Source organism: Amycolatopsis sp. NBC_01307 (genome assembly GCF_035975215.1).
In the GTDB taxonomy this organism is placed as follows: Bacteria; Actinomycetota; Actinomycetes; order Mycobacteriales; family Pseudonocardiaceae; genus Amycolatopsis.
The window spans coordinates 5,932,416-5,952,406 of record NZ_CP108403.1; the positions used below are offsets into that span (position 1 = coordinate 5,932,416).

The following is a 19,991-nucleotide window of genomic DNA, read 5'->3' on the forward strand; positions in this document are numbered from 1 at the left end:
AGTGCGTCACAGCCAGATGCACAGTCTGGACTGTGCAGTCTAAGCTGTGGGTATGGGTGAAGTACCACCGCACGTCGCCGAGAACGCCGGCTGGATCCGCGGGGTCGTCGGGCAGCTGCACCGCCGGCTGCGCCAGGTCGACAACGCCGGAATCCTGACGCCGTCGCAGTCCGCCGTGCTCAACCGGCTCTACCGCAGGGGCCCCGCCACGCAGGGCGAGCTGGCCGCCGCCGAGCACGTGCGGCAGCAGTCGATGGCCGCCACCCTCGGCGTCCTCGACGAGCTGGGCTACCTCGCCCGCACCCCCGACCCGGGCGACCGGCGCCGCGTGGTGATCAGCCTGTCCGACGCCGGCACCGACACCGTGCGCGGCGTCTTCCAGCACCGCGAGGAATGGCTCGCCCAGGCGCTGGTGGACGAGCTGTCCCCCGCCGAGCTCGAAACCGTCGTGCGCGCTCTGCCGCTGCTGCAGCGCGTCGCCCAGCACTGACCCCGAAGGAGTCCTCACGACCACCCTCACCGCTCCCGCCAAGTTCGGCGCCCGCCTGGTCACCCCGCTGGTGGCCGGGGCGGTGCTCAACCCGATCAACTCCACGCTCATCGCCGTCGCGCTCGTGCCGATCGGGCGGAGCTTCGGCGCCGGCCCCGGCCAGACGGCCTGGCTGATCTCCGCGCTCTACCTGGCCACCGCCGTCGGGCAGCCGGTGGTCGGGCTGCTGGTGGACCGCTACGGCGCCCGCCGGGTGCTGCTCGGCGGGGCGGTGCTGGTGATCGTCGCCGGGATCGCCGGCATGATCCCGCTCTCGGTCGGCTGGCTGACCGGCGTGCGCGTGGTCCTGGGCCTGGGCACTTGCGCCGGGTTCCCGGCCGCGATGGCCGTGCTGCGCCACCACGCCGAAGCGAGCGGCCAAGGTGTCCCTGCGCGGGTGCTGTCGCTGCTGTCGATGTCCGCGCAGACGGTGATGGTCATCGGCCCGACGCTGGGCGGGCTGCTCATCGGCCTGTTCGGCTGGCCCGCGATCTTCGCCGTGAACATCCCGCTCGCCGGGTTGTCGCTGGTGCTGGCGCTGCTGTGGGTGCCGAAGGACGACCGCGGGGCGCGCACGGCGGCGCCGATCGACGTCCTGGGCATCGCGCTGTTCTCCGCGACGCTGCTGGCGTTGCTGCTGTTCCTGATGAACCCCGGCGCGGACCTGTGGCTGCTCGCTGTCGTCGCCGCCTTCGCGGTCGCGTTCACCCTGGTCGAGCTGCACCGCGCTGCCCCGTTCCTGGACCTGCGGATGCTCGCGGCCAACGGCGCGATCCTGCGCACCTACCTGCGGCAGGCGCTGAGCTTCATGGCGATCTACGCGATCATGTTCGGCTACGTCCAGTGGCTCGAAACCGCGCGGCACCTCAGCGCGGAGACCGCCGGGCTGATGCTGCTCCCGATGTCGGGCACGGCGGTGTGCGCCGCCGCGTTCTCCGGCCGCGGCACCGGCATCAAGGCCCGGCTGGTCACGGTGGCCGTGGCGCTGCTCGGCGGCTCGGCGCTGCTGCTGGTCGTCCACGACGGCACGTGGATCGGCGCGCTGCTGGCCCTGGCCGCGCTGTTCGGCCTGGCGCAGGGCCTGACCAGCGTCGCGAACCAGACGACGCTCTACCAGGAGGCCCCGGCCGAGCAGATGGGCACGGCGAGCGGCCTGTTCCGCACGGCCCAGTACCTGGGCGCGATCGTGGCCTCGACGCTCATCGCGCTTTGTTATGGCCCGCACGCCGATTCGGCCGGGCTGCACCGGCTGGCGATCGCGCTGCTCGTCATCAGCGCTGCCCTGCTCATCGTCACCGTCGTCGACCGCGGACTGCGCGCCGCGCGGGTGTGACGAACCCCCTGCTCGCGTGAACGGTCATCGGGGCGCACCATGAACACATGACCCGTGAGGCGCCGGCACAGGACGTGGACGAGGACCAGCTCGAAGTGCACAAGCCGAAGGGCTGGGCGGCCGGCATACCCGGCGTGGCCGTGTCGCTCCTGCGCAGCGTCGAGCAGATGGGCACCGGCCGGACGGTCAAGGCGCTGCGGCTGCTGAACCAGCGTCAGGGCTTCGACTGCCCGGGCTGCGCGTGGCCGGAGCCCCGCGAGGTCGACGGGGAACACCGCAAGCTGGCCGAGTTCTGTGAGAACGGGGCGAAGGCCGTCGCCGAGGAGGCGACGAAACGGCGGGTCGGCCAGGAGTTCTTCGCCGCGCACCCGATCGCCGAACTGCGGGAGAAGACCGACTACTGGCTGGGCCAGCAGGGCCGGATCACCGAGCCGTTCGTGCTGCGCGAAGGCGCGTCGCACTACGAACCGATCTCCTGGGACGACGCCTTCGAGCTGGTCGCGGGCGAGCTGAAGGCCCTGACCGACCCGAACGAGGCGTTCTTCTACACCTCGGGCCGGACCAGCAACGAAGCCGCGTTCCTCTACCAGCTGATGGTGCGCTCGTTCGGCACCAACAACCTGCCGGACTGCTCGAACATGTGCCACGAGTCCTCGGGCGCGGCGCTGCAGGCGACCACCGGCATCGGCAAGGGCTCGGTGAGCCTGGCCGACATCCACAAGGCCGACCTGATCGTCGTCGTCGGGCAGAACCCGGGCACCAACCACCCGCGGATGCTCTCGGCGCTGGAGGAGGCCAAGGGCAACGGCGCGAAGATCATCGCGGTCAACCCGCTGCCCGAAGCCGGGCTGATGCGCTTCAAGAACCCGCAGAACGTCCGCGGCGTCGTCGGCAAGGGCACGCCGCTGGCCGACGAGTTCGCCCAGATCCGCCTCGGCGGCGACCTGGCGCTGTTCCAGGCCGTCGGGCACCTGCTGCTGACCTGGGACGAGCAGGCGCCGGGCACGATCGTCGACTGGGAGTTCGTCCAGCACTCGACCGAGTACTTCGACGACTACGCCAAGCACCTGCACCGCATCGACTGGCCGGAGGTCGAGCGGGCCACCGGCCTGCCGCGGGAGCAGATCGAGCGCGTCGCGCGGATGATCGCGTCGTCGGAGCGGACGATCTACTGCTGGGCGATGGGCCTGACGCAGCACAAGCACGCCGTCCCGACGATCTCCGAGATCGCGAACCTGGCGCTGATGCGCGGGATGATCGGCAAGCCCGGCGCGGGCCTGTGCCCGGTGCGCGGGCACTCGAACGTCCAGGGCGACCGGACGATGGGCATCTGGGAGAAGATGCCGCAGTCCTTCATGGACGCCCTCGCCGGCGAGTTCGGCATCGACGTCCCGCGCGAGCACGGCCTCGACACCGTCGACTCGATCCACGCGATGCGCGACGGCCGCGGCAAGGTCTTCTTCGCCGTGGGCGGCAACTTCGCCTCGGCGACGCCGGACACGGAAGCGACCGAGAAGGCGCTCCAGTCGTGCTCGCTGACCGTGCACGTCTCGACGAAGCTGAACCGCTCGCACGTCGTGCACGGCCGCACGGCGCTGGTCCTGCCGACGCTCGGCCGCACCGAGCGCGACGTCCAGGCCGCGGGCGAGCAGTTCGTCACGGTCGAGGACTCGATGTCGCAGGTGCACGCCTCCCACGGGCGGCTGAAGCCGGCGAGCGAGCACCTGCTGTCCGAGGTCGCGATCGTCTGCCGGCTGGCCGAGAAGCTGCTCGGCGCCGGCCACGCGGTGCCGTGGCGGACGTTCGAAGGCGACTACGACCTGATCCGCGACCGGATCGCGCGGGTCGTGACCGGCTGCGACGACTACAACCGCCGCGTCCGCGAGCCGGACGGGTTCGTGCTGCCGAACGCGCCGCGCGACTCCCGCGAGTTCAGCGGCACGGCCAACGGCAAGGCCAACTTCACGGTGTCCGGACTGGAGTACCCGAAGGTGCCCGAAGGCCGGCTGCTGTTGCAGACGATGCGCAGCCACGACCAGTACAACACCACGATCTACGGCCTGTCCGACCGCTACCGCGGCATCGAGAACGCCCGCCGCGTCGTGCTCGTCAACCCGGACGACCTGGCCGCGCTGGGGCTGGCGGACGCCGCGATGGTCGACCTCGTGTCGGAATGGCACGACGGCGACCGCCGCGCCCCGGCGTTCCGGGTGGTGTCCTACCCGACGGCCCGCGGTTGCGCGGCGGCGTACTTCCCCGAGGCGAACGCACTCGTGCCGCTCGGCTCGGTGGCCGACAAGTCGAACACGCCGGTGTCCAAGGCGATCGTGGTGCGGCTGGAGCCGCAGCCCTGACCCTGACTGAGCCTTGGTCGTCAGCCTTGGTCGTCAGCCTTGGTAGTCCCGGCGCAGGGTGCCGGTCATGTCGGTGACCATGGCCTGGACGTTGTCGAGCGTGGCCGGCGGGATCAGCGCGGCCTCGGTCCCGCCGTCGGCGATGGCCAGGCCGAGCACGACGTTGCCGGTGCGCACGGCCGCCCACTGCTCGGAGAACCCGGCCTCGTCGCCGACGCCGGTGGCGAGCCGCACGCCCGAGTGGTCGCCGAGCGCGTCGGTCATCAGCTGGGTGGCCTTGGCGGACGCTTCGGCGGCGTCGGACGCGGTGAACCGCACGACGGCGATCGTCACGATCCGGTAGTCCTGCAGGTTCGGCTTCCCGCCGCCGAGATCACGGGCGAACAGGCGCTTGCAGCTGGTCAGCTCGTTGCCGGCACTGGAACGGTCTTCGGGCACGACCCTGGTGTCGACGGTCTTGATCGAGCCGGCCGGGATCTCGACGGTCCCGGGCGCGAGCTGCTTGAGGATGTCCGGCCCGGGCAGCTTGCAGGCGTCCACGGCATCGGGGTAGTGCACCGTCCCGGACATCGACTGGCAGCCGGCGAGCAGAACGGCTGAAGCGATCATCGGAAGTGTCCACCACCATTGGCGGACGGAGCTTCTGCGCATTCGGTTTTCCTGAGGCGAAAACGGTGGAAATCGGTTTTCCTGATGATCGCCGATCCGGTGATCAGTTGCGGTGGAGCGGCGCCGAAACCGTTCGGCACCCGGGGTTTCACGGTTTGATGAACCCTGCCTCACCAGGACAGCAGCGTCAAGGACCACCATCGCCGGTGGTCCACTGTGGTCCGGTCCCCGCCAGGAGAAAACGACTTCGACGCGTTTCGGGAAAATGACCAGCACGGCTGCGTATTTTGGTCAATCCCGCGCGGCCCAGTACCGGAACACCCGTTGGACGTCGGCGTGCCACGGCTTGCCGGTGCCACGCCGGCCGGCTCCCGGTTCGCCGGTCTGCGCGTTGACTACCAGCGCGGTCAACGGCGGTGACGATCGGCCGCCGCAACGCCGCCATGGTCAAGGCCGCCCGCTTGCAGGACCAGCGCGGGTCAGTCCACGCAGACGACGCCGCCCGATGTGATCGGTTCGTTGCCGCCCGGGGCGCCGCCGCCGCCCGCTATTCCGGGGCCCGAGTACACCGTTCCCAGCATCACTTCGATGTGGCCCGCCGGGACCGAGGACGCCTGCTGGGTCGTCAAGCCGCCCAGGAGCGTCGCCACCTCCGCACCGCGGTCCGCGAGGTCCGGGCCGAAACGGACCAACGACGTCCGGCGCGAGGCCGTGTTGCCCGCCGTTCCCGGCGCGAATCCCTTGTCCCGCAGAACATCCCCGACTCGTGCGGCCAGGCCCGAGCGTCCGCTCGCGTTGGCCACGTCGACGATCGGCGCGGGTGCGGCCGGGGCCGCGGCGCCGATCAGTCCCGCCGCGAACGCCTTGACCTGAGCCGGATCCACCTGCACCGCGGTGGCGGTCGGGTTGGCCGGGTCGTACCGGTAGTCCACGTTGACCGTCGGGATCGTCGCGAACTGGATGCCACCGCCGGAAACCCCGCGCATCTGCGCCACGAAGTCGAGCAGGTTCCAGGAACCGTCGAGGACCACCGAGCGCTTCACCGCGTCGATGAGGTCCGACAGCTTGCCCGGGTCGCTCAGCGTCCCCGACGACAGCACCTGCTTCGCCAGCCCCGCCAGGAAGACCTGCTGCCGCCGGGCGCGGCCCAGGTCGCCGCCCTTGACGTAGTCGCGCTGGCGCACGAAGGCCAGCGCGTCCGGGCCCGCGATCCGCTGGGGGCCCGCCTTGAAGTCCGCTCCCGAGTTCTTGTCCTTCGTGTCCGCCTTCAGGCAGACGTCGACGCCGCCGACCGCCTTGCTGATCTCGGAGAAGCTCAGCAGGTTGACCTCGGCGAAGTGGTCGATCGTGACGCCGGTGAGGTCCTCGACCGCCTGCCGCGTCGCGCGGCGGGCCGCGGTCAGGGCCTCCTGGTCGATCTTCGCCTTGTCCGTCTCCCCCGCCTTCCGGCGGTTGCGCGCTTCCGCGGCCTTGGCGCGCCCGAACGCGGCGTTGATCTTCCCCTTGCCGCCCGGCATCGAGACGTAGCTGTCCCGCGGGATCGAGAACGCCTTGACCTCTTTCGTGCCGTTCGGGATCCGCAGCACGATGAGGGTGTCGGTGAGGTCGTCGCCGTTCGGGCCCACGCGCAGCTCCCGCAGCATGTCCGCCGGCAGCGGGTTGCCCTGCAGGTCGGTCCGCGAGTCGCGGCCGACCAGCAGGATGTCGAGCGAGCCGTCGGCCGGCTGCTCACCCGGTTTCGCGGCGGCGCCGATCACGTCGTCGCGGGTGACCTCGTCGAGCGAGCGCAGGTTCGCGTAGCCGTAGGCCGTGCCGCAGAAGACGACCAAGGCGACCCCGGCGACGACGACCTTCCCCAGTGGATGCACGCCCTCCTGACGCCGTCGCCCCCCGATCTGCTGCACGGGTGAGCCACGTCACATGCGCAGGTGGGACGCGCCGTTGAGGTCGAGGATCGCGCCCGACGCCCAGGTCGCGTCGGCGGAAGCCAGGTACAGCACGGCCGCCGCGACCTCCTCGGGCGTCCCGACGCGGCCGAACGGGCTCTGCGCGCGCAACGCGTCGTCGATGCGGTCCAGCTGGCGCTCGGTGGCGGTGAAGCCGGGCGCCACGGACGTCACCGCGATCCCGTGCGGCGCCAGCGAAACCGCGAGGGACTGGCCGAACGCGTGCAGGGCGGCCTTGCTCGCGCCGTACGCCGGGTTGTCGGGCTCGCCGCGGAACGCGCCGCGCGAGCCGACGTTGACGATCCGGCCGGGCACCCCGCGGGTCATCAGGTGCCGGGCGACGCAGTAGCTGAGGTTGGCCGCGCCCAGCAGGTTGACGTCGACCGTGTGCCGCCAGATCCGCTGCCAGTCCGCGTAGGACACCCCGGTGACGGGGTGGGCGGTCTCCGGCGTCGGCGCGACGCCCGCGTTGTTCACCAGGATGTCGACGCCGCCGAGCCCCGCCTCGGCCGTGTCGGCGATCCGCTGGGCGGCCGCCGGGTCGGCGAGGTCACCGGTGACGAGCACGTGCCCGTCGCCGGGCAGAGCGGCGAGCGTCGCCTCGGCGTCCGCCCGCCGGGTGCCGTAGTGGACGGCGACGCGGTGGCCGTTCGCCGCGAAGGCGTTGGCCACCGCGCGCCCGATGCCGCGGGACGCCCCGGTGACGAGGACGCCGTTCCCGGGTCCGCTCACAGCGCGAACAACTGCGACTCGTCGCGGAACGCCTTGAACTCCAGGGCGTTCCCGGCCGGGTCGTGCAGGAACATCGTCCACTGCTCACCCGGCTCGCCGGCGAAGCGCCGGTAGGGCTCGATGACGAACTCGGTGCCCGCGTCACGCAGCCGCCCGGCCAGGACGTGGAAGTCCTCGACGGTCAGCACGAGCCCGAAGTGCGGCACCGGGACGTCGTGGCCGTCGACGGGGTTGCGCCCGGCTTCGGCCCGCGCGCCGGCGACGACGTGGGTGACGACCTGGTGGCCGCGGAAGTCCCAGTCGACCCACTTGTCGGCGGAGCGGCCTTCGCTCAGGCCGAGCACGCCGCCGTAGAAGGCGCGGGCGCGGCCCAGGTCGTCGACGGGGATGGCGAGGTGGAAGGCGGGACGGGTCACAGCGGTCCTCCAACAGGGTCGGCTGGCACCAGCCTGGAGCGATAATGTCTTAATGTCAACATTAAGACATCAAAAGTGTGCCCGGGACCACTCGCGGTGGTCCCGGGCACGCCGGTCAGCCGAAGAGCTGCACCAGTTTCAGGAACAGCTCGTAGACGCCGTAGGCGAAGGGCAGCACGACCCACGCCCAGGCCAGCACGATCAGCGGGACGCGGTTCGGCCCGGTTTTCTGCTCGCTCATCACGCCTCGCTCTTCGCGGTCTCGCCCGCCGCGGCGGGTTCGTGGAACTTCGCCTTCACCGGCCGCACCAGCTCGTTGGCCACGAAGCCGACCACCAGCAGGCCGATCATGATGTAGAACGACGTCGCGTAGAGGTCCGGGCCGGACTTGCCGGCCGACTTCTCGCTGTCGGCGATGGCGTTGACGATCAGCGGGCCGAGCACACCGGCCACCGACCACGCCGTGAGCAGCCGGCCGTGGATCGCGCCGACCTGGTAGGTGCCGAAGAGGTCCTTCAGGTACGCCGGGATCGTCGCGAACCCGCCGCCGTAGAACGACAGGATCACCATGGCGCACAGGATGAACACGAGCTTCGACGAATTCGACGTCAGCGCGATCACCAGGTACAGCACCGCGCCGACACCGAGGTAGGTGCGGTAGATGTTCTTGCGCCCGATGGCGTCCGATGTGGACGACCAGACGAACCGGCCGAGCATGTTGCACAGCGACAGCAGCGCGACGAACCCGGCCGCCGCGGCCGCGCCGACCGGCGTCGAGGTGCCCTTGAAGAAGTCCACGATCATCGGGGACGCCTTCTCCAGGATCCCGATGCCCGCGGTGACGTTGAAGCACAGCACCACCCACAGCAGCCAGAACTGCGGTGTCTTGATGGCGTTGGCCGCCGAGACGTTCGCGGTGGAGATCATCGCCGTGCCGTGGTCGGTCTTCGGCTCCCAGCCCGCCGGCTTCCAGCCGTCGGCCGGGACCCGCACGATCAGCCAGCCCAGCGACATGAACGCCGCGTAGACGACGCCGTGGATCAGGAACGCCGTCGCGATGCTGCCGGTGGTCGGCGTGGTGCCGATCATCGACGACGACCACGGCGACGCGATCAGCGCACCGCCGCCGAAGCCCATGATGGCGATGCCGGTGGCCATGCCCGGCCGGTCCGGGAACCACTTGATCAGCGTCGAAACCGGGGAGATGTAGCCGATTCCGAGGCCGACACCGCCGATCGCGCCGTATCCGACGACGACGAGCCAGAACTGCCCGGTCGCGACACCGAGTGCCGAGACGAGGAATCCGGTGGCGAAGCAGCACATCGAGACGAACATGGCCCAGCGCGGGCCGTTCTTCTCGACGAGCGTGCCGCCGAACGCGGCGGACAGCCCGAGCATGACGATGCCGAGCTGGAACGGCAGCGAACTCTGCGTGCCGGTGAGGTGCATCGTCTTTTCGAGCGGGGTCTTGAAGACGCTCCACGCGTAGGCCTGCCCGATCGACAGGTGCACCGAGAGGGCCGCCGGGGGCACCAGCCAGCGTGTCCAGCCTGGGGGTGCGACGATCCGGGAACGGTCCAGGAAGCCGAGAGCCATCGGATCCCTCCGTAGAGTGGGGATGATGGAGGGAATGTATTACTAAATACCCGGTGTTGCACCATGCGAGTGTCAAACTTTCCGGCGGCGAAGGGTGCGAGCGATGGGCAGGGTGACCGTGCGGCGGCCGGTGCGGCGGATCACCGCGACCGGGGACCGGCGGCGTCCCGACTCGCTGGCCGCCGAAGAACCCCTCGAGCTGCGGGTCGGCGGCCGCGCCCTGTCGGTGACCATGCGCACCCCGGGCCACGACGTCGAACTGGCCCACGGCTTCCTGCTGTCCGAAGGCGTCATCGGCGGCCGCGAGGACATCGCGGTCGCCCGCTACTGCGACGGCGTCGACGACCAGGGCCGCAACACCTACAACGTCCTCGACATCGCGCTGGCGGCCGGCGTGCCACCGCCGGACGTCGGCGTCGAGCGCAACTTCTACACGACGTCCTCGTGCGGGGTCTGCGGCAAGGCCGCGCTCGACGCGGTCAAGCTCAAGACGCGCTTCTCCCCCGCCGACGCCCCCTTCGCGGTGAAGAGCGAGACGCTCGCCACGCTGCCGGACGCGTTGCGCGCGCAGCAGAAGGTGTTCGCCAGCACCGGCGGGCTGCACGCGGCGGCCCTGTTCACCCCGGACGGCGGGATCGACGTCGTCCGCGAGGACGTCGGCCGGCACAACGCGGTCGACAAGGTGCTCGGCTGGGCCGTCATGGCGGACCGGATCCCCGCGCCCGGACACGGCCTGCTGGTGTCCGGGCGGGTGTCCTTCGAGCTGGTGCAGAAAGCGGCGATGGCCGGGATCGGCTTGCTGGCCGCGGTGTCCGCGCCGTCGTCGCTGGCCGTGGAACTGGCCGAGGAGAACGGCATGACGCTCATCGGCTTCCTGCGCGGCGAGTCGATGAACCTCTACACCGGCGACCACCGGGTCCTGACCTAGGAACACCGGCCGGCGCGATCCTCACGGCGTGGCCGGCACCCAGTTGCCGTGGAAGCCGTGGGGCACGCGGTCCGGCAGGTGGACCGCGGCCACCGTCTCGAGCGTCCCCGCGTCGAGCAGGGTCAGGTCGCTGCGCTGCGTCGCCGGGTCGAAGACGAAGCCGATCAGGACGCCGTCGTCCTCGGCCGCGTCGTCGTGGCACGGGACGAACACGAACTCGCCGGGCTGACGTCCGCCGCCGAACGCGCGTTCCTGCGCCGAACCGGTCCGGAAGTCGTGCTTGAACAGCGAGCCGGCCGGGGTCGCGCCGCCGTCCGTGGCGATCGCGTAGCCGTAGCGGTGGCGGCGGCCGACGAGCCGCTCGTCCACGCGCGGGAACTCCTGGCCGCGGTCGTCGAGGCGCTCCTCGATGACCTTCCCGGCGGCGAGGTCGACGGTCCAGCGGTCCAGCGTCGGGCCGCCCTCGTCCGGGCCGTGCAGCTCGCGGTCGAACATCCGCGGGTGGCGGACGACCTCCAGGACGATGTCGTCGCCGTCGTCGTAGGCGTTGAGCGGGTGGAAGACGTAGCAGGGCTCGACGTCGAACCAGCGGACGTCGCCGTTGCCGCCTTCACGCGGCATGACGCCGATCCGCGCCGGGTACTTCGGGTCCCAGCGGTAGGGCAGGCCGCCGTTCGCGCCGATCTTGCGGGCCATCATCGCGGAGACCGGGTCCGGCACGCGCACCTTGCCGACCATGGCCGAGAGCACCAGTTTCGCGGGCATGCGCAGCGCGCTGGGCACGTTGGCGGCCACGGCCATCTCGGCGTTGAACGTCACGGGCAGGTCGTAGAACACGACGTACCGCTCGGTCAGGGAGAAGTCGTGCATCATCGGCGAGCCGGTGACCTCGACGTCGACCGTGCGGCGGGCGCGCCCGGCGGCGTCGATCACGGAGTACTGGACCTTGTTGCCCATGCCGAAGAAGTACGAGACGGCGTGCAGCTCGCCGGTGCGCGGGTCGCGCTTCGGGTGGGCGGTGTAGCCACCCGGGAGCGTGCCGTCGAAGTCGCAGCGGCCGGCGGTGTCGAGCTCGTCGGTCAGCTCCCAGATCGGCGCGCCCGCCTCGACCAGTGCGAGGGTCTTGCCGGCGTGCCCGATGACGTTGGTGTTGGCGCCGAGCGCGTCCAGCCCGCAGTAACGGCTCGCGTCCTCGCCGGCCAGCGTCGCCGAGACGGCCGGGTTGCGGACCCAGCGGTTGCGGTACCACTCGGCCTTGCCGTCGCGCAGGCGGACGCCGTGGACCATGCCGTCGCCCATGAACCAGTGGTAGGCCGCCGGGTCCACTTCGGACAGCGGGTTGGGGCCGTTGCGCAGGTAGCGGCCGTCGAGGAAGTCCGGGATCGACCCCGTGACGGCCAGCTCGGTGATCGTGTGTTCCCGGCTGACCGGGGCGAAGTTGCCTTCGAGGAACTTGGTGCCCATGGCTGACCCCTCAGAACGTGCCATAACTCGGTTATAGCTTCATTTATAACAGGGTTATGGGATACTGGCAAGCATGAGCCCGAAACCGCGCGCGACCGAAGTCAAGGACCGGCTCGTCGACGCCGCCATCCGGCTGCTCGACGACGGCGGCCCCGAGGCGCTGCAGGCCCGCAAGCTGGCCGCGGAGGTCGGCGTCTCGACGATGGCCGTCTACACGCACTTCGGGGGCATGGCGGCGCTGGTCGACGAGGTGGCGCGGGTGGGGTTCCTGCGGCTGTCCGCGTGGCTGGGCGCGGTCACGGCGACCGACGACCCGGTGGCGGACATCTTTTCCCTGGCCCGCACCTACCGGCAGGCCGTCGCGGAGCAGCCGCAGCTGTTCGCCGTGACGTTCGGGCAGAGCGCACCCGGCGGCAAGCGGGCGACGCTCTCCGACCTCACCACCGAAGAGGGTCGTGAAGCCGCGCAGGAGGGCCTGGAGGCGTTCGAGCACATCGTCCGGGCGACCGAACGGGCCATCGAGGCCGGACGGTTCCGGCCGGCCGACAAGTACCAGGCGGCGGCGCAGTTGTGGAGCGCACTGCACGGTTTCGTCACATTGGAGGCGTCCGGGCACTTCGGGCCCGGCGAACAGGGTATAGACCACATCTTGATACCCCTGGGCGTCACCCTCGCGGTGGGACTCGGGGACACTGTGGACCAGGCCGGACGCTCGTCCGAGGCCGCGAAAGCGGCTTGGCGCGCGCGGATCGGAAACGCCGGGCAGGGTGGGAACGACTAACCCGGCGGAGGACAGGACGCGGGGGAACGCGGAGCGGGTGCGCGGCGTCCTAGGAAGTGGCAAGCGGGGGACGGAGACAGGTGAACGAGGAAGACGGGGACCGGGGCGACGCGCAGCGGCCCGAGGCCGAGCCTCAGGCCGCGGGTGGTGTGCGGCCCGGAGCGGAGGTTTCCGGGGCCGGGGAGGGCTCTGGAGCACCGCACGGCGACGGCGGCGACGTGGCCGCTTCGGCGGGGGTGGCCGAGGCGGGCTCCGAAGCGCCGCTCGGCGACGACGACCGCACGGTTGCCGGACTGGCAGGAGGTACCGGGGCCGAGGCGGGCTCTGAGACGCCCCTCGACGACGGCCTCCACAACCACGCGGCCGCCGCTTCGTCGCTCGGCGAAGATGACCGCACGCCTGCCGGGCCGGCCGGAGCCGACGAGGGCGTCGAGGCGCCGCCGACGCTGGGGAGCGCTGCGGTCCGGGATGCCCGGCGGTGGCTGAGCCGCCGTTCGGTGCTGATCGCGGGGGCGTCCGGGGTGGCCGTGGCCGGTCTCGCCGCGGGTACCGCCACCGGCAAGCTGCCCTTCAGCCAGGCCCTGCAGCGGGCGCTGGGTGTGGCGTCCTCGAACCCGACGACCCAGCTGGGCAGCACGCGCGTCGAGCGCGTCTACTCCGCGGCCCGCGGCCGGATGGTCGACCTGGTGTTCCTGCTGCCGTCGAAGACCCCGCCGCGCGGGCTGCCGATGTCGCTGATGCTGCACGGCCTGCACGGCAACGCCCGCAGCGCGGCCCCGACCGGCACGCTCAAGCAGCTCTCCAGTGACGTCGCCCGCAAGGCCGTCCCGGCGTACGGCTTCGTGGCCGTCGACGGCGGCGACAACTACTGGCACCAGGTGCACCCGAACGACGACCCGATGGCGATGCTGCTCGAAGAGGTCCCCCAGTGGCTCCGCGCGCGCGGCTTCGCGGGTGACACCGGCCTGCCGTTCGCCTGCACGGGCGTCTCGATGGGCGGCTTCGGCGCGCTGCTGTACACCCGCCGCCGGGTGGAGCGCCGCCAGCCGCCCGCGGCGGTCGCCACGCTGGCGCCGGCCCTCATCACGAACTGGCCGGAGATGGAGAAGCGTCACATCTTCACGGGCATGGAGGACTGGGTGTCCCTCGACCCGCTGCGCCACATCGCCGAGACGGCGAGCGTCCCGAACGCCATCTGGTGCGGCACGGAGGACTCGTTCATCACCGGCGTCCGCCGCTACGTCGACGCGGCCCACCCGGCGGTCGCCCACACGGCCCACGGCAAGCACGGGGACACGTTCAACAAGACGGTCGTGCCCAGCCTGGTCAGCTTCCTGGGCAAGCACGTCACCCGCACCACCGCCTGACCCCGCGTACCCAAAGCGTCCGGGACCTTCAGCAGCGGAAGTGGACCCGGGTCGTCGTGCGGCCCGGGACCCAGTACGTGCGGACCAGGTCGGCCAGGCGGTTGACCAGCAGCAACCCGCGGCCGCCGAGGGTCGCGGCCGGGGGTGGGACGCGGCCGGCCAGCGGTTCGGTGATCGTGCCGTCGTCGGTGACCTCCGCGACGACGTGCTCGTCCTCCGCCCACAGCCGCAGGATGCCGGTGCCGCCGCCGTAGAGCACGCTGTTCGTGGTCAGCTCGGCGATCGCCAGCGCGAAGTCGTCCCGGCGCGGGCGGCGCAGGCCGTGGCGGGCCGCCCAGATCTCCGTGAAGCCGCGCAACGTCGCCAGCTGGCCCACGTCGAACGCGCGCTCGATGGCGGCCGCCGGGGACTCGAGGGGTCGCGTGAGGTCGGCGCGGACGCGGTCGGGGTCGTAGTGCGGGCTGACCGACCGGCCCGTCGGCTTCCACAGCTCCGGGTGGGTGCGGCCGGCGTCGGCCAGGACGTCCGGGGCCAGCGCCGCCGTGTCGTACGGGCAGAGGACCGCGACGGCCCGCCCCGCGAACGCCGTGTTGATGAGCGCTTCGTGCAGCACGCACGCCGGGTACTCGGCGGCGGTCCGGCCGGGCCAGATCGGCTCTACCACGATCCGCACCGGGCCCACGTGCTCGCCCGCGAAGGCGAGCAGGACGGTCGGCAGGATCGCGCCGGGGTTGCGGCCCGCTTGGTGCAGGTCGATCAGCCGGACTTCGCCCGAACGGGGGCCGAGGGCCTTCTCGGCGAGCAGGAGGTTGCGGCCGGGAACGGCGACGGCGACCGGTTCGCCCCGGTCGAGGCCTTCGAGGAGGAACGGAACGACGCCGTCCAAGTACTCAGTGTCACCGCGGTAGAACAGTGCCGGATGCCGAAAGGGGCTGAGGGCATCTACCACGGGAGGGTGCTACCCCGGCGCCGTGAACTTCAAACGGACCGGCCGGAGGAATCCGGTCACTCCACCCAGCGGCCGACGACGGCGATGAGCCAGAAGCCCACGATCGTGGCGAGGCCGAAGAGGAGGACCCAGCTGAACAGCTGACGCCGGTCCCGGACGCCGCGAGCCTGCCAGAGGCCGTAGCCGGCGACGAGGAACAGCGGCACCGGGATCAGGGGCAACGGCGACAGCCGGGCGACCACGGCCACCACGCAGGTGCCGGTGCAGACGGCCAGCACGCCCATCAGGACGCGGTTCAGCCACCGGTACCGCTCGAAGGCGGACGCGATCACGCGTTCGCTCAGCTCACGGAACCCGAGCGGCCTCCCGGCCGGAGCGTCCCCGGCGAGCACCGGGGACGGCTCCGGCGGAGGCGGTGCCTGCACGCCTCCGCCAGGGGCCGTACCCCCGGTACCCGGGAAAGAGTCAGCAGTCATTCAGCTTTCCTGTCGGGTCTCCGGGCCGGGTGCCCGGAGACGCCCGGGTCAGGCCGACTTCTCGCCGCGCTCGCTGCGAGCGCGCCGAGTCGGCTGCCGGGCGACGATCGTCGGGTTCACGTTCTCCCGGACGGTCTGCTCGGTGATGACGACCTTCGCCACGTCGTCGCGGCTCGGGATGTCGTACATCACCGGCTGGAGCACTTCTTCCATGATGGCGCGCAGCCCGCGGGCACCGGTCCCGCGCAGGACCGCCTGGTCGGCGATCGCTTCGAGCGCGGTCTTGGTGAACTCGAGCTCGACGTTGTCCATCTCGAAGAGCTTCTTGTACTGCTTCACCAGGGCGTTGCGCGGCTGGGTGAGGATGCTGACCAGCGATTCCTTGTCCAGGTGACTGACCGTCGCCACGACCGGGAGCCGGCCGATGAACTCCGGGATCAGCCCGAACTTGATCAGGTCCTCGGGCATGGTGTCCGAGAAGACGTCGCTCTCCTCGATCTCGGACTTGGTGCGGATCTCCGCGCCGAAGCCGAGGCCACGCTTGCCGACCCGCTCGTTGATGATCTTCTCCAGCCCGGCGAACGCACCGGCCACGATGAACAGCACGTTCGTCGTGTCGATCTGGATGAACTCCTGGTGCGGGTGCTTCCGGCCGCCCTGCGGCGGGACGGAGGCGGTGGTGCCTTCGAGGATCTTCAGCAGTGCCTGCTGCACACCCTCGCCGGAGACGTCCCGCGTGATCGAGGGGTTCTCCGACTTGCGGGCGATCTTGTCGACCTCGTCGATGTAGATGATCCCGGTCTCGGCCCGCTTGACGTCGTAGTCCGCCGCCTGGATGAGCTTGAGCAGGATGTTCTCGACGTCCTCGCCGACGTACCCGGCCTCGGTGAGCGCCGTGGCGTCCGCGATCGCGAACGGGACGTTCAGCATCTTCGCCAGGGTCTGGGCGAGGTAGGTCTTGCCGCACCCGGTGGGGCCGAGCATCAGGATGTTCGACTTGGCGAGCTCGACGGACTCCTCCTTGGAGTCCTTGGGGCCGGCCTTGTCGTCCGCCTGGATCCGCTTGTAGTGGTTGTAGACCGCTACCGCGAGGGTCCGCTTGGCGTCGTTCTGGCCGATGATGTACTGCTCGAGGAACTCGTGGATGTCGGCGGGCTTGGGCAGCTCGTCGAGTTTGACGTCGCCGGCCTCGGCCAGCTCCTCCTCGATGATCTCATTGCAGAGGTCGATGCACTCATCGCAGATGTAGACCCCGGGGCCGGCAATGAGCTTCTTCACCTGCTTTTGGCTCTTCCCGCAGAAAGAACACTTCAGCAGGTCTCCGCCGTCACCGATCCGTGCCATGGCCGTTGACCTCGTCCCCTCCGGCGCGGTTGTCCGCGCCTGACGTGTGTTGCGACGGTGCGACCCCCCGGCCGCGAGCGACCGGGCGGAGCCTCACGCATTGCCACTGACGGTACCCGTCCGATGCCGTGGGCGGGAACACCCACGGGCACCGGGAGCACGTCAGAAGGACGACCCTAAACCAGAGTGCCGGTGTATGTCGTCTTCCTGACACACACCGGCCTGGCGGATCTACAGAGCCGACGCCTTACGGTACGGCAGCACTTCGTCGATGATGCCGTACGACTTGGCCTCTTCGGCGGTGAGGATCTTGTCCCGCTCGATGTCCTTGCGGATCTGATCCGGGTCCTTGCCGGTGTGCTTGCCGAGGATGACCTCCATCTGGCGCCGCACCCGCTGGATCTCGTTCGCCTGGATCTCCAGGTCGGAGACCTGGCCGTAGGTGCCCTCGGTGGCGGGCTGGTGGATCAGCACCCGCGAGTTGGGCAGCGCGTAGCGCTTGCCTGGGGTACCGGCCCCCAGCAGCACCGCGGCCGCGGAGGCGGCCTGGCCGAGGCAGTAGGTCTGGATGTCCGGGCGGACGAACTGCATCGTGTCGTAGATCGCCATCAGCGAGGTGAACGAGCCACCCGGCGAGTTGATGTAGATCAGGATGTCGCGGTCCGGGTCCTCGTGCTCGAGGTGCAGCAGCTGGGCCATCACGTCGTTGGCCGACGCGTCGTCCACCTGCACGCCGAGAAAGATGACGCGCTCCTCGTACAGCTTGTTGTACGGGTTCGACTCCTTGACGCCGTAGCTGGTGCGCTCGACGTACGACGGGAGGATGTACCGCGACTGGGGAACGGACGGAGCCCGGAAGTCACCCGGGAGCCTGAAGTTGCTCATGATCGACTCTCCTGTGTGTACTTCGCGCTCAGTTCGAGGCCGGACGGGCGATGTCGCGGGTGAGGACGTGGTCGACGAACCCGTAGTCCTTCGCCTCCTGCGCGGTGAACCAGCGGTCGCGGTCGCCGTCCGCGATGATCTGCTCGACCGTCTGCCCGGTCTGGTCCGCGGTGATCTGGGCCAGTTCGCGCTTCCACTTGTTGAACAGGTCGGCCTGGATCGCGATGTCCGAGGCCGTACCGCCGACGCCCGCCGACGGCTGGTGCATCAGGATCCGCGCGTGGGGCAGCGAGTACCGCTTGCCCGGCGTGCCCGAGGAGAGCAGGAACTGCCCCATCGAGGCCGCCATGCCCATCGCGTAGGTCGCGACGTCCGGGCGGATGAGCTGCATGGTGTCGTAGATCGCGAACCCGGCCGTGACCGAACCACCCGGCGAGTTGATGTAGAAGCGGATGTCGGACTCGGCGTCGTCCGCGTCGAGCAGCAACAGCTGCGCGGTGATCCGGTTGGCGATCTCGTCGTTCACCTCGGAACCGAGGACGACGATGCGCTCCTGGAGCAACCGCTCGAACACCGAGTCGGTGAGGGTGAGCCCTGCGGTTCCGGTCCGCGCCTCGGGCGTGTGCTGCGTCACGTCTGCCTGCCTTTTCGCCGACGGCGGTCTCGTGCTGACGACCGCCGCTGTCGTTTCAGATGCTTGAGATCTTGCAACCGACCCTAACGAACTTGGGCGGTGCAGAATGCCTGACACCGCCCAAGTTCGCTCACAGCTTCACTCCGCGGGAGTCTTCGCCGCCTCTTCGGTGGCCGGCGTCTCCTCGGTTGCGGCATCGGCGGCCGGTTCCTCGCCACCGAACAGCTCGGCGAGGTCGACCTCGGCACCCGAACCGTCGGTGACGGTCGCCTTCCGGACCACGGAGGCGAGCGCCTTGCCGCGGCGGACGTCGGCGTAGATCGCGGTCAGCTGGCCGGACTGCTGGGCGCGCTGGACGTACTCGTCCGGGCTGATCCCGAAGCGCTGGGCCTGGTAGATGATCCGCTCGGTCAGCTCGCCGTCGTTGACCGAGACCTCTTCCTTGTCGGCGATGGTGTCCAGCAGCAGCTGCGTGCGGACGGCCTTCTCCGACTCGGTGCGGGTCTCCGCGTCGAACTCCTCCAGCGTGCGGCCTTCGGCCTCGAGGGCCTGGGCGAACTGGGCCTCGTCGTGGTCGAACGGGTGGATGGCGTCGTGCTTGCGGTTCTCGATCTCGGCGTCGAGCACCTTCTCCGGGATCGGCACCTCGGTGCGCTCGAGGAGCTCGTCGAGCACCTTGTCGCGCGCCTGGACGCCCTGCTGCATCTTCTTGACGCGGGCGAGCCGCTCGCGAAGGTCGGTCTTCAGCTCGTCGATCGTGTCGAACTCGCTGGCCATCTGGGCGAACTCGTCGTCGGCCTCCGGCAGCTCGCGCTGCTTGACCGACTGGACGGTCACGGTCACCTCGGCCGCCTTGCCGGCGTGGTCGCCGGCGACGAGCTCGGTGGTGAACGACCGGGTCTCGCCGGCGTTCGCGCCGACGATCGCCTCGTCGATGCCGTCCACGAGCTGGCCGGAGCCGATCTCGTAGGACAGCCCGCTGGTGGCGGCCTCCTCGACGGCTTCGCCCTCGACGGTCGCGGCCAGATCGATCGAGACGAAGTCGCCGGTCTCGGCCGGGCGCTCCACGCCGGTCAGCGTGCCGAAGCGGGCGCGCAGCTCGTCGAGCTGCTCGTCGACCTCCGCGTCGGTCAGCTCGACGTCGTCGACGGTGACCGCGAAGCCTTCGAGGTCGGGCAGCTCGATCTCCGGGCGCACGTCCACCTCGGCGGTGAACTCGAGGACGTCGCGGTCCTCGAGCTTCGTGACGTCGAACTCCGGGTTCCCGAGCGTGCGGACCTCGTTCTCGCGGACCGCCTCGATGTACTTCGCCGGGATGGCCTCGTTGACGACCTCGTCGAGCACCGGGCCACGCCCGATCCGGCTTTCCAGGACGCGAGCGGGCGCCTTGCCGGGCCGGAAGCCCGGGATGCGCACCTGCTGGGCGATCTTGCGGTAGGCGCGGTCGAAGTTCGGCTTGAGCTCGTCGAACGGCACCTCGACATTGATCTTGACTCGCGTCGGGCTCAGCTGCTCGACGGTGCTCTTCAAGGTCTTCTCCTCGAGCGGTAACGATTGTGGTGGACAATCCTGCGGAAATGCCCCCGGTCACCTGTCAGACCGGGACGTCCGAGTCTAGGCCAGTGGCCCGCGCCGCCCGGGCGGGGGC

The 19,991-nt window shown here is 70.4% G+C and carries 19 protein-coding genes; 6 read left to right on the plus strand and 13 right to left on the minus strand.

Features of this window, described 5'->3' with window-relative positions; translation table 11 throughout:
• Nucleotides 1–52: 52 nt before the first annotated feature.
• The 3 genes from OG439_RS25425 (at nt 53) to OG439_RS25435 (ending at nt 4,216) form a co-directional block, all read left to right on the plus strand.
• Nucleotides 53–490 carry a MarR family winged helix-turn-helix transcriptional regulator gene (locus tag OG439_RS25425; protein ID WP_326943356.1) on the plus strand — a complete coding sequence of 146 codons (438 nt, stop codon included), beginning with the start codon at nt 53–55 and terminating at the stop codon, nt 488–490.
• 70 nt (nt 491–560) lie between these two features.
• Entirely contained in the window at nt 561–1,862 is a 1,302-nt protein-coding gene (locus tag OG439_RS25430; RefSeq protein WP_326943357.1) for an MFS transporter, read from the plus strand.
• A 47-nt stretch (nt 1,863–1,909) separates the two neighbouring features.
• Entirely contained in the window at nt 1,910–4,216 is a 2,307-nt protein-coding gene (locus OG439_RS25435) for an FdhF/YdeP family oxidoreductase (RefSeq protein ID WP_326943358.1), read from the plus strand.
• Nucleotides 4,217–4,249: 33 nt separating this feature from the next.
• Here OG439_RS25435 and OG439_RS25440 read toward each other — a convergent pair whose 3' ends face one another.
• From OG439_RS25440 to OG439_RS25465, 6 genes are all read right to left on the minus strand, one after another.
• Nucleotides 4,250–4,825, minus strand: coding sequence for a hypothetical protein (locus OG439_RS25440; protein ID WP_326943359.1), 576 nt, complete (start codon nt 4,823–4,825; stop codon nt 4,250–4,252).
• Nucleotides 4,826–5,304: 479 nt separating this feature from the next.
• Nucleotides 5,305–6,693, minus strand: a complete 1,389-nt coding sequence (locus OG439_RS25445) for an LCP family protein (RefSeq protein WP_326943360.1) — start codon at nt 6,691–6,693, stop codon at nt 5,305–5,307.
• A gap of 48 nt (nt 6,694–6,741) precedes the next feature.
• The gene (locus OG439_RS25450) at nt 6,742–7,503 is read right to left on the minus strand and encodes an SDR family NAD(P)-dependent oxidoreductase (RefSeq protein WP_326943361.1); all 762 of its coding nucleotides are present in this window, start codon (nt 7,501–7,503) and stop codon (nt 6,742–6,744) included.
• On the minus strand, nt 7,500–7,919 hold the full coding sequence (locus tag OG439_RS25455; protein ID WP_326943362.1) for a VOC family protein: 420 nt from the start codon (nt 7,917–7,919) through the stop codon (nt 7,500–7,502). Before OG439_RS25455 ends, OG439_RS25450 begins: the two co-directional genes overlap by 4 nt.
• 115 nt (nt 7,920–8,034) lie before the next feature.
• A complete protein-coding gene (locus OG439_RS25460; RefSeq protein WP_326943363.1) occupies nt 8,035–8,160 on the minus strand; it encodes an MFS transporter small subunit in 126 nt (41 codons plus the stop codon).
• A complete protein-coding gene (locus OG439_RS25465) occupies nt 8,160–9,515 on the minus strand; it encodes an L-lactate MFS transporter (protein WP_326943364.1) in 1,356 nt (451 codons plus the stop codon). Before OG439_RS25465 ends, OG439_RS25460 begins: the two co-directional genes overlap by 1 nt.
• 103 nt (nt 9,516–9,618) lie before the next feature.
• Between OG439_RS25465 and fdhD the strand changes: the two genes are divergently transcribed.
• Nucleotides 9,619–10,443: a formate dehydrogenase accessory sulfurtransferase FdhD gene (gene fdhD / locus OG439_RS25470; protein ID WP_326943365.1), complete on the plus strand. Its 825-nt coding sequence runs from the start codon at nt 9,619–9,621 to the stop codon at nt 10,441–10,443.
• Nucleotides 10,444–10,464: 21 nt separating this feature from the next.
• Here fdhD and OG439_RS25475 read toward each other — a convergent pair whose 3' ends face one another.
• Nucleotides 10,465–11,907, minus strand: a complete 1,443-nt coding sequence (locus OG439_RS25475; RefSeq protein WP_326943366.1) for a carotenoid oxygenase family protein — start codon at nt 11,905–11,907, stop codon at nt 10,465–10,467.
• Between the two features lie 73 nt (nt 11,908–11,980).
• Here OG439_RS25475 and OG439_RS25480 point away from each other — a divergent pair, with 73 nt between their 5' ends.
• Entirely contained in the window at nt 11,981–12,688 is a 708-nt protein-coding gene (locus OG439_RS25480) for a TetR/AcrR family transcriptional regulator (RefSeq protein ID WP_326943367.1), read from the plus strand.
• A gap of 446 nt (nt 12,689–13,134) precedes the next feature.
• Nucleotides 13,135–14,055: an alpha/beta hydrolase gene (locus OG439_RS25485; RefSeq protein ID WP_326951614.1), complete on the plus strand. Its 921-nt coding sequence runs from the start codon at nt 13,135–13,137 to the stop codon at nt 14,053–14,055.
• Between the two features lie 28 nt (nt 14,056–14,083).
• Here OG439_RS25485 and OG439_RS25490 read toward each other — a convergent pair whose 3' ends face one another.
• The 6 genes from OG439_RS25490 to tig form a co-directional block, all read right to left on the minus strand.
• Nucleotides 14,084–15,004: an anti-sigma factor RsbA family regulatory protein gene (locus OG439_RS25490; RefSeq protein ID WP_326943368.1), complete on the minus strand. Its 921-nt coding sequence runs from the start codon at nt 15,002–15,004 to the stop codon at nt 14,084–14,086.
• A 56-nt stretch (nt 15,005–15,060) separates the two neighbouring features.
• Entirely contained in the window at nt 15,061–15,429 is a 369-nt protein-coding gene (locus tag OG439_RS25495; RefSeq protein ID WP_326943369.1) for a hypothetical protein, read from the minus strand.
• A 99-nt stretch (nt 15,430–15,528) separates the two neighbouring features.
• Nucleotides 15,529–16,824, minus strand: coding sequence for an ATP-dependent Clp protease ATP-binding subunit ClpX (gene clpX / locus OG439_RS25500; RefSeq protein WP_247055283.1), 1,296 nt, complete (start codon nt 16,822–16,824; stop codon nt 15,529–15,531).
• A 231-nt stretch (nt 16,825–17,055) separates the two neighbouring features.
• The gene (locus OG439_RS25505; RefSeq protein ID WP_326943370.1) at nt 17,056–17,709 is read right to left on the minus strand and encodes an ATP-dependent Clp protease proteolytic subunit; all 654 of its coding nucleotides are present in this window, start codon (nt 17,707–17,709) and stop codon (nt 17,056–17,058) included.
• Between the two features lie 28 nt (nt 17,710–17,737).
• Nucleotides 17,738–18,343, minus strand: a complete 606-nt coding sequence (locus tag OG439_RS25510) for a ClpP family protease (protein ID WP_326943371.1) — start codon at nt 18,341–18,343, stop codon at nt 17,738–17,740.
• A gap of 138 nt (nt 18,344–18,481) precedes the next feature.
• Nucleotides 18,482–19,873: a trigger factor gene (gene tig / locus OG439_RS25515; protein WP_326943372.1), complete on the minus strand. Its 1,392-nt coding sequence runs from the start codon at nt 19,871–19,873 to the stop codon at nt 18,482–18,484.
• Between the last annotated feature and the right edge of the window lie 118 nt (nt 19,874–19,991).

Excerpts from the sequence above, each read along its gene's own strand:
- OG439_RS25425 (WP_326943356.1), top strand. The coding sequence starts at position 53 with ATGGGTGAAGTACCACCGCACGTCGCCGAGAACGCCGGCTGGATCCGC.
- OG439_RS25435 (WP_326943358.1), top strand. The coding sequence starts at position 1,910 with ATGACCCGTGAGGCGCCGGCACAGGACGTGGACGAGGACCAGCTCGAA.
- OG439_RS25440 (WP_326943359.1), bottom strand. The coding sequence starts at position 4,825 with ATGATCGCTTCAGCCGTTCTGCTCGCCGGCTGCCAGTCGATGTCCGGG.
- OG439_RS25460 (WP_326943363.1), bottom strand. The coding sequence starts at position 8,160 with ATGAGCGAGCAGAAAACCGGGCCGAACCGCGTCCCGCTGATCGTGCTG.
- OG439_RS25465 (WP_326943364.1), bottom strand. The coding sequence starts at position 9,515 with ATGGCTCTCGGCTTCCTGGACCGTTCCCGGATCGTCGCACCCCCAGGC.
- fdhD (WP_326943365.1), top strand. The coding sequence starts at position 9,619 with ATGGGCAGGGTGACCGTGCGGCGGCCGGTGCGGCGGATCACCGCGACC.
- OG439_RS25475 (WP_326943366.1), bottom strand. The coding sequence starts at position 11,907 with ATGGGCACCAAGTTCCTCGAAGGCAACTTCGCCCCGGTCAGCCGGGAA.
- OG439_RS25480 (WP_326943367.1), top strand. The coding sequence starts at position 11,981 with ATGAGCCCGAAACCGCGCGCGACCGAAGTCAAGGACCGGCTCGTCGAC.
- clpX (WP_247055283.1), bottom strand. The coding sequence starts at position 16,824 with ATGGCACGGATCGGTGACGGCGGAGACCTGCTGAAGTGTTCTTTCTGC.
- OG439_RS25505 (WP_326943370.1), bottom strand. The coding sequence starts at position 17,709 with ATGAGCAACTTCAGGCTCCCGGGTGACTTCCGGGCTCCGTCCGTTCCC.